Source organism: Rhodococcus sp. BS-15 (assembly GCF_000813105.1).
Classification (GTDB): Bacteria; Actinomycetota; Actinomycetes; order Mycobacteriales; family Mycobacteriaceae; genus Rhodococcoides.
Genome location: NZ_BAOX01000296.1, coordinates 1 through 5,882, shown reverse-complemented (window position 1 = coordinate 5,882; position 5,882 = coordinate 1). Strand labels below are relative to the sequence as shown.

Here is a 5,882-nt window from a genome sequence, read left to right as displayed (position 1 = left end):
CTCCCAGAGCCGCGACAGCATGTCGAAACCACCCAACACTCCGCTCGAGCTACCGGTGCTCGCGCTTCCGGTATCGGCCACCGCGACTGCCGGCGACGCAATGGCGATAGCGGCAGCCCCCAACACAACAGCAATACGACGCTTCACACTGTTCTCCTCTTCTCCTCCATCGGACATGGTTCGCTCGACACGCTAACCTCGCGTCCCCATTGTCACAATCGTCCGAACGAACGATGCCGGACCGTCAGGGCTCGAGGGTTCGGGCACTGACGAAGCGCCTGGGTTCACCGGTGAGTGGGTCCGTGAAGTTCAGAGCCCGGGCGAGAAGTTGCAACGGCCGGGTGAAGTCGTCGGCCGGGATGGGAGAGAACTCCGGATAGTATGGGTCGTTCACGATCGGAATACCCAACGAGGACAGGTGGATCCGCAGCTGATGGGTCTTGCCTGTCTTGGGGAAGAGTCGATATCGGGCGGCTGTGCCGACAATGTCCACCAGTTCGATCAGGGTCTCACTGTTCGACTCCCCCGGCTCCTCGTATGCCGTCATCACCCCGTGCTCTTTGAGGATTCGACTACGCACTATGCGCGGGAACTCCAGCGCTGCATCGAACCCCGCAACTGCCTCGTATTCCTTGGTGACGTTGCGCGAGGAGAAGAGTTCCTGATACGGCCGTCGGGCATGCTTGGTCTTGGTGAAGAGCAACACCCCGGCGGTGGCGCGATCGAGTCGGTGCGCGGGCGTCAGGTCAGGGCAATCGAATTGCCTAGCAGCCGTACCGTCGCGGTTTCGGTGACGTGCCTGCCACGCGGAATGGTGGCGAGGAAGTGCGGCTTGTCGACCACCAGCAGATCCTCGTCCTCGTGCAGGATGCCGATCTCGAACGGAACCGGAACCTCCTGTGCGGGAACGCGATAGAAGTACACCTGACTGCCGGCGCGGTACCGCGTCGCGTCGGAAATGGGCCTGCTCTTCTCGTCGACCACTTCGGCGTCGCGCATGGCCCGTCGCCAGTCGTCCTCGGGCATTTCACGTTCGAGATACTCCACGATGGTGGTGGCCGAATCTCCATGCGGCAACAGCAGTCTCAGTGGAGCGAGGCCGTCCCGGAAGGGCAGCATTTCTCTACGCGCAGTCGAGACAGATCAACCGCAGACCGCGGCCGGCGTCGCCGTCGAAGTCCTGGTAGCGGGATGTCGGGTTGCCGCAGGCACTGCAGCGACCGATGACGGCGGTGTGGTCGGAGAAGTTCTGCGCCATCCGTTTGTCGAAGACGAACAGCGAACCCTCCCAGAGCGCGTCGTCGCCGAAAGTCTCTGCGTACCGGACGATTCCGCCGTCGAGCTGATACACCTCCTCGAACCCGCGCGCGACCATCAGCGACGACAGCACCTCGCACCGCACTCCCCCGGTGCAGTACGTGACCACCGGGGACTGCTTCAGATGGTCGTAGGCACCGGAGTCGAGTTGGGAGACGAAGTCTCTGGTCGTCTCGACGTCGGGCACCACTGCGTTCTTGAACTTGCCGATCTGGGCCTCGAAGGCGTTGCGGCCGTCGAAGAAAACGACGTCGTCGCCGCGGGAATCGACGAGGTCGTGCACCTGCTGCGGGCTCAGGTGAGTGCCGCCGCCGACCACTCCGTCGGCGTCGACCTTCAACTCGCCCGGCGCACCGAACGTGACGATCTCGTCGCGCACCCGCACGCTCAGGCGCGGGAAATCGTTGCCGAGTCCATCGGACCACTTGATGTCGGCCGACTTGAACGCCGGATAGCTGCGAGTGCCGCGCACGTACCGTTTGACGTCGTCGACGTCACCGCCGACCGTCGCGTTGATGCCGTGTTCGGAGATCAGGATGCGTCCGGTCAGGTTGTTGGACGCGGCCAGCGTCTGCTGCCACAACCGGATCGCTTCGGGATCGGGTAGCGGAGTGAACACGTAGAACAGGACGATTTTCGGTACAGCCACACGGACCAGTATGGCGCGTTGTCAGGCAGGCGGTGCCGCCGCCCGGACGCGCTGGGTGCCCGAGTCGACCGTGAAGCCCGCTCCCCAGTACACGCCGGTCTGCGGATCCTCCTTGGCGGTGAGGAACCAGTGATCCATCCGAGCCGCCGTCCGGGTGACCTCGAAGACGCCGAACCCGTGACTGTCGAGGTCCACGAACTTCACGTGCTGGTTGAGCGCCTTGAACGCCTCCTCGGCGACCCGGCCCAGCGTGTGCGGCGGAGTACGCGTCAGGTCGTCGATGTTGGCCGAGCTCACCGAGGTGACGACCAGCTCGGTGGCAGCGGGTTCCGTCGTTGCGTAGTGCGCCGCGTCGAGCGGCACCTCGCAGGCCCAGGCCGAGTGGATGTCGCCGGTGATGAACACCGTGTTGTCGACGCCCGCGTCAACGATGGCACCGAGGAGCTTGCGGCGGTCGGCGGTGTAGCGTCCCACGGATCGGCGTTGTACGGCAGACCGCCCTCCGGGATCCCGAGAAGCGAGGTGACGGCCCTGGCTGCGTCGCGATCGAGCGGCGGGATGAGAGTGGGCGTGATCATCACCGGGTTGCCGACGATCTTCCACTGCGTCGGCGAGGAGACGATGCCGTCGGTGAGCCACTGCATCTGCTCCGCGCCGGTGATGGTCCGGTTGGGGGAATCGACCTCGGGCCCGTTGAACGGCAACACCTGCTGCGAGCGGTACGTGCGCAGATCCAGCATCGAGAGCTCGAGCAGGTTGCCGAACCGGAGCCGACGATAGAGGTGACGGTTGGTCGCCGTGCCTGCCGCGCGCACAGGCATCCACTCGTAGTACGCCTGCTCGGAATTCGCTTTGCGCGTGGACCAATCGCCCTCGGTGCCCGGGGTGTGATTCTGCGCGCCGGTGTCGTAGGCATCGTTGGCGGATTCGTGGTCGTCCCACGTGCAGATCCACGGCACGCCGGCGTGCGCGGCCTGCAGATCGGGATCGGACTTGTACTGGCCGTGGCGCTGGCGGTAATCGGCGAGCGTGACGATCTCGTGGGTGGGCGAATGCTGCCGGATCACGCCGTCGCGGCCGGGGAACCCGCCCGTCTCGTACTCGTAGATGTAGTCACCGAGATGGACGATGGCGTCGAGGTCTCCCCTGGCGGCCAGATGCCGGTAGGCACCGAAGTACCCCGACTCCCAGTTGGAGCACGAGACGACGCCGAAGCGCATCGCGTCGACGTCGGCATCGTTGCGCGGAGCGGTGTGCGTGGTCCCGACGGCCGATGCCGCGTCGCTCGTCCGGAAATCGTAGAAGTACGTCGTGTCTGCAGCCAGGCCGTCGACGTCGACCTTGACGGTGTGGTCGGTATCGGGGCCGGTTGCGACGGTTCCGGAGGAGACGACGTCCCCCATATCTGCGCTGCGGGAAATCCGCCACATCACCGATACCTGCGGTCCGACGCCGGAGCCCGGGGTGGCGTCGGGCGTGGGGGTGAGCCGAGTCCAGAGGACGATCGCGTCGGGCAACGGATCTCCCGATGCGACCCCGTGCAGGAAGCCACGGTCGCTGCCCTGCGCGTGTGCGACCGCAGGCAGTGTCGTGGCGACTCCGGCCACTGCGACGGCCACCGACGACGAGCGAAGAAACGTCCTTCTGGAAAGCGCAGAATCAGCGTGCATCGGGTCAGTCCATGCGATGGATGGTCGGTGGTCAAGTAAGGCGCGCCTGGGTCGGCCACAGTGTTCACCGGACGGCCATGTGCCGGACGCTGGTTTGCCGGAGTGGTGGCGGGAGAACACTGGGGGCATGGACGCTCTGTGGTTGTTCGGTGATCAGCTCGGTCCGCACTTTCACTCGGTGGACGAGCATGCCGATCGGGATGTGCTGATGATCGAGTCCCGGCGCGTGTTCCGGCGTCGGCGATACCACCGGCAGAAGCTGCACCTTGTGTTGTCGGGGATGCGTCATCTGGCCGACGAGCTGGGCGATCGCGTCACCTACCTGCAGACCGAGACGTACCGGGAAGGGTTGGCCGAGTACGGCAAGCCCGTGGTGGTGTTCGAACCCACCTCCCATGCGGCCGAGAAGTTCGTCGCCGCGTTGCACGAGGAGGGACTGGTCTCGGAGATTTTGCCGACGCCGATGTTCGCGCTTCCCCGCGCCGAGTTCGCGGAGTGGGCAGCCGAGCGCGGCACCTTTCGGATGGAGACGTTCTACCGGGAGCAGCGCAAGAAGTTCGGGGTGTTGATGGACGGTTCCGAACCGGTCTCCGGAAAGTGGAACCTGGACGCCGAGAACCAGTCGCCGCCCCCGAAGGGACGCCTGACCCTGGGTGTCGAAGAACCGTGGTGGCCGACCGAGGATGACATCGACGATCAGGTGCGCGCCGACCTCGACTCTTGGGACCTCGACACCGTCGGAGTGGACGGGCCTCGCGTGTTCGCGGTGACCGCTGACGAGGCGTCGGAGGCGTTGGCGCACTTCGTGAACTATCGCTTGGACGACTTCGGCAAGTACGAGGACGCGGTGATGGCCGACGACTGGACGATGTCTCACTCGCTGCTGTCGGTGCCGCTGAACCTCGGCGTGCTGCAGCCGCTGGACGTTGCACACGCAGCCGAGGACGCCCACCGCGACGGCACCCCTTTGGCGAGCGTGGAGGGTTTCGTTCGCCAGATCCTGGGCTGGCGCGAATACGTCTGGCACCTGTATTGGCATCTGGGTCCGGAGTATCTCGAGCGCAACAAGCTCGAAGCCCATGAGCCACTACCGGATTGGCTGCTCGAGTTGGACGGCGACGCTGTGGTGGCGAAATGCCTGTCGTCGACGGTGGACGGCGTGCGCGAGCGCGGCTGGGTGCACCACATCCCCCGACTGATGATTCTGGGAAACTTTGCGCTGCAACATGCCTGGGATCCGCGAGCGTTGACCGATTGGTTCGCAACGGCTTTCGTCGACGGGTTCGCCTGGGTGATGCCGGTGAACGTGATCGGCATGAGCCAGCACGCGGACGGCGGAGTGATCGCCACCAAGCCCTACGCCTCGGGCGGGGCGTACCTGAACCGCATGACCGACTACTGCAAACCGTGCGAATTCAACCCGAAGAAGCGACTGGGCGACGACGCGTGTCCGTTCACTGCAGGCTACTGGGCCTTCGTGCACCGGCACCGAGAGATGTTGGCGCTCAATCACCGCACTGCGCGGCAGGTGTCGTCGATGAACCGATTGAGCGACCTCGAGCAGGTGTTGGAACAGGAACGGCAGCGCGAGGTGTACTGACGCGCTGGATGCCTGAACCGAGGATTTTTATACTTCGAGAGCGTTGCGCTCTGTGACGAAACGCCGCATCGGTCCGATGGTCGTACGTTGGGCGAATCTGCATGCGCGGCGCTCCCCACGTGTCGCGGACCGCCCGCGCTGCAGATGAACCGCCACGAAGACGCCCAAGTGACGCCAGCGGCGGATGGGAACGAGTTGGCGCTGATCGATTGCGCGTAAAAAAATCGAAATAGTCACCGCGCTGCTCGGACTGGAATCGCTGCAGCGATCACTATCCGGAAACGGACTCCGCGCTCCTACCACAGGCTACCGACAGGTTCAGATTTGCGAATCCTTCTGCACAGCAATAGTTTTCGATTGCACTATGGTTGTCAATCGAATACCTGTTCGATACACTTGGTCCATGACCACGGAGATCTGGCAACTGAGCGAAAGCGAACTCCTCGCCGACGCCGCCGCCGTCTCCCACCAAATCCAACTCCTCGAAGCCCGGCGTATCGCCCTCGTCGGAGAGATCGACACCCGCGTCTCACGGGAGAAGCTCGGCTTCCCCGGCCCCGCCGGCTGGCTGACCTCCACCACCCTTCTCTCACCGGCCAAGGCCACCAAGATCGTCGCTCTCGCCCGCGGACTGAAGAAATTCCCC

General features: G+C 64.5%; 2 protein-coding genes and 3 pseudogenes. 2 read left to right on the top strand and 3 right to left on the bottom strand.

The features are described from left to right. Positions 1–244 precede the first annotated feature (244 nt). The 3 genes and pseudogenes from RHBS_RS23115 to RHBS_RS23105 all read right to left on the bottom strand — a co-directional run bounded on the left by RHBS_RS23115 (position 245) and on the right by RHBS_RS23105 (position 3,636). A pseudogene (locus RHBS_RS23115) lies at positions 245–1,119 on the bottom strand (pseudouridine synthase). Between the two features lie 4 nt (positions 1,120–1,123). Continuing rightward, the gene (locus tag RHBS_RS23110) at positions 1,124–1,966 is read right to left on the bottom strand and encodes a rhodanese-related sulfurtransferase (protein WP_128646512.1); all 843 of its coding nucleotides are present in this window, start codon (positions 1,964–1,966) and stop codon (positions 1,124–1,126) included. Between the two features lie 21 nt (positions 1,967–1,987). Then, a pseudogene (locus RHBS_RS23105) lies at positions 1,988–3,636 on the bottom strand (alkaline phosphatase). A 127-nt stretch (positions 3,637–3,763) separates the two neighbouring features. On the opposite strand from RHBS_RS23105, the gene RHBS_RS23100 reads away from it, so the two are divergent. Both RHBS_RS23100 and RHBS_RS23095 read left to right on the top strand, forming a co-directional pair. Then, the gene (locus tag RHBS_RS23100) at positions 3,764–5,236 is read left to right on the top strand and encodes a cryptochrome/photolyase family protein (protein WP_128646510.1); all 1,473 of its coding nucleotides are present in this window, start codon (positions 3,764–3,766) and stop codon (positions 5,234–5,236) included. Positions 5,237–5,639: 403 nt separating this feature from the next. Continuing rightward, positions 5,640–5,882: pseudogene (locus tag RHBS_RS23095) on the top strand (HNH endonuclease); the annotation flags it as partial.

Excerpts from the sequence above, each read along its gene's own strand:
- RHBS_RS23100 (WP_128646510.1), top strand. The coding sequence starts at position 3,764 with ATGGACGCTCTGTGGTTGTTCGGTGATCAGCTCGGTCCGCACTTTCAC.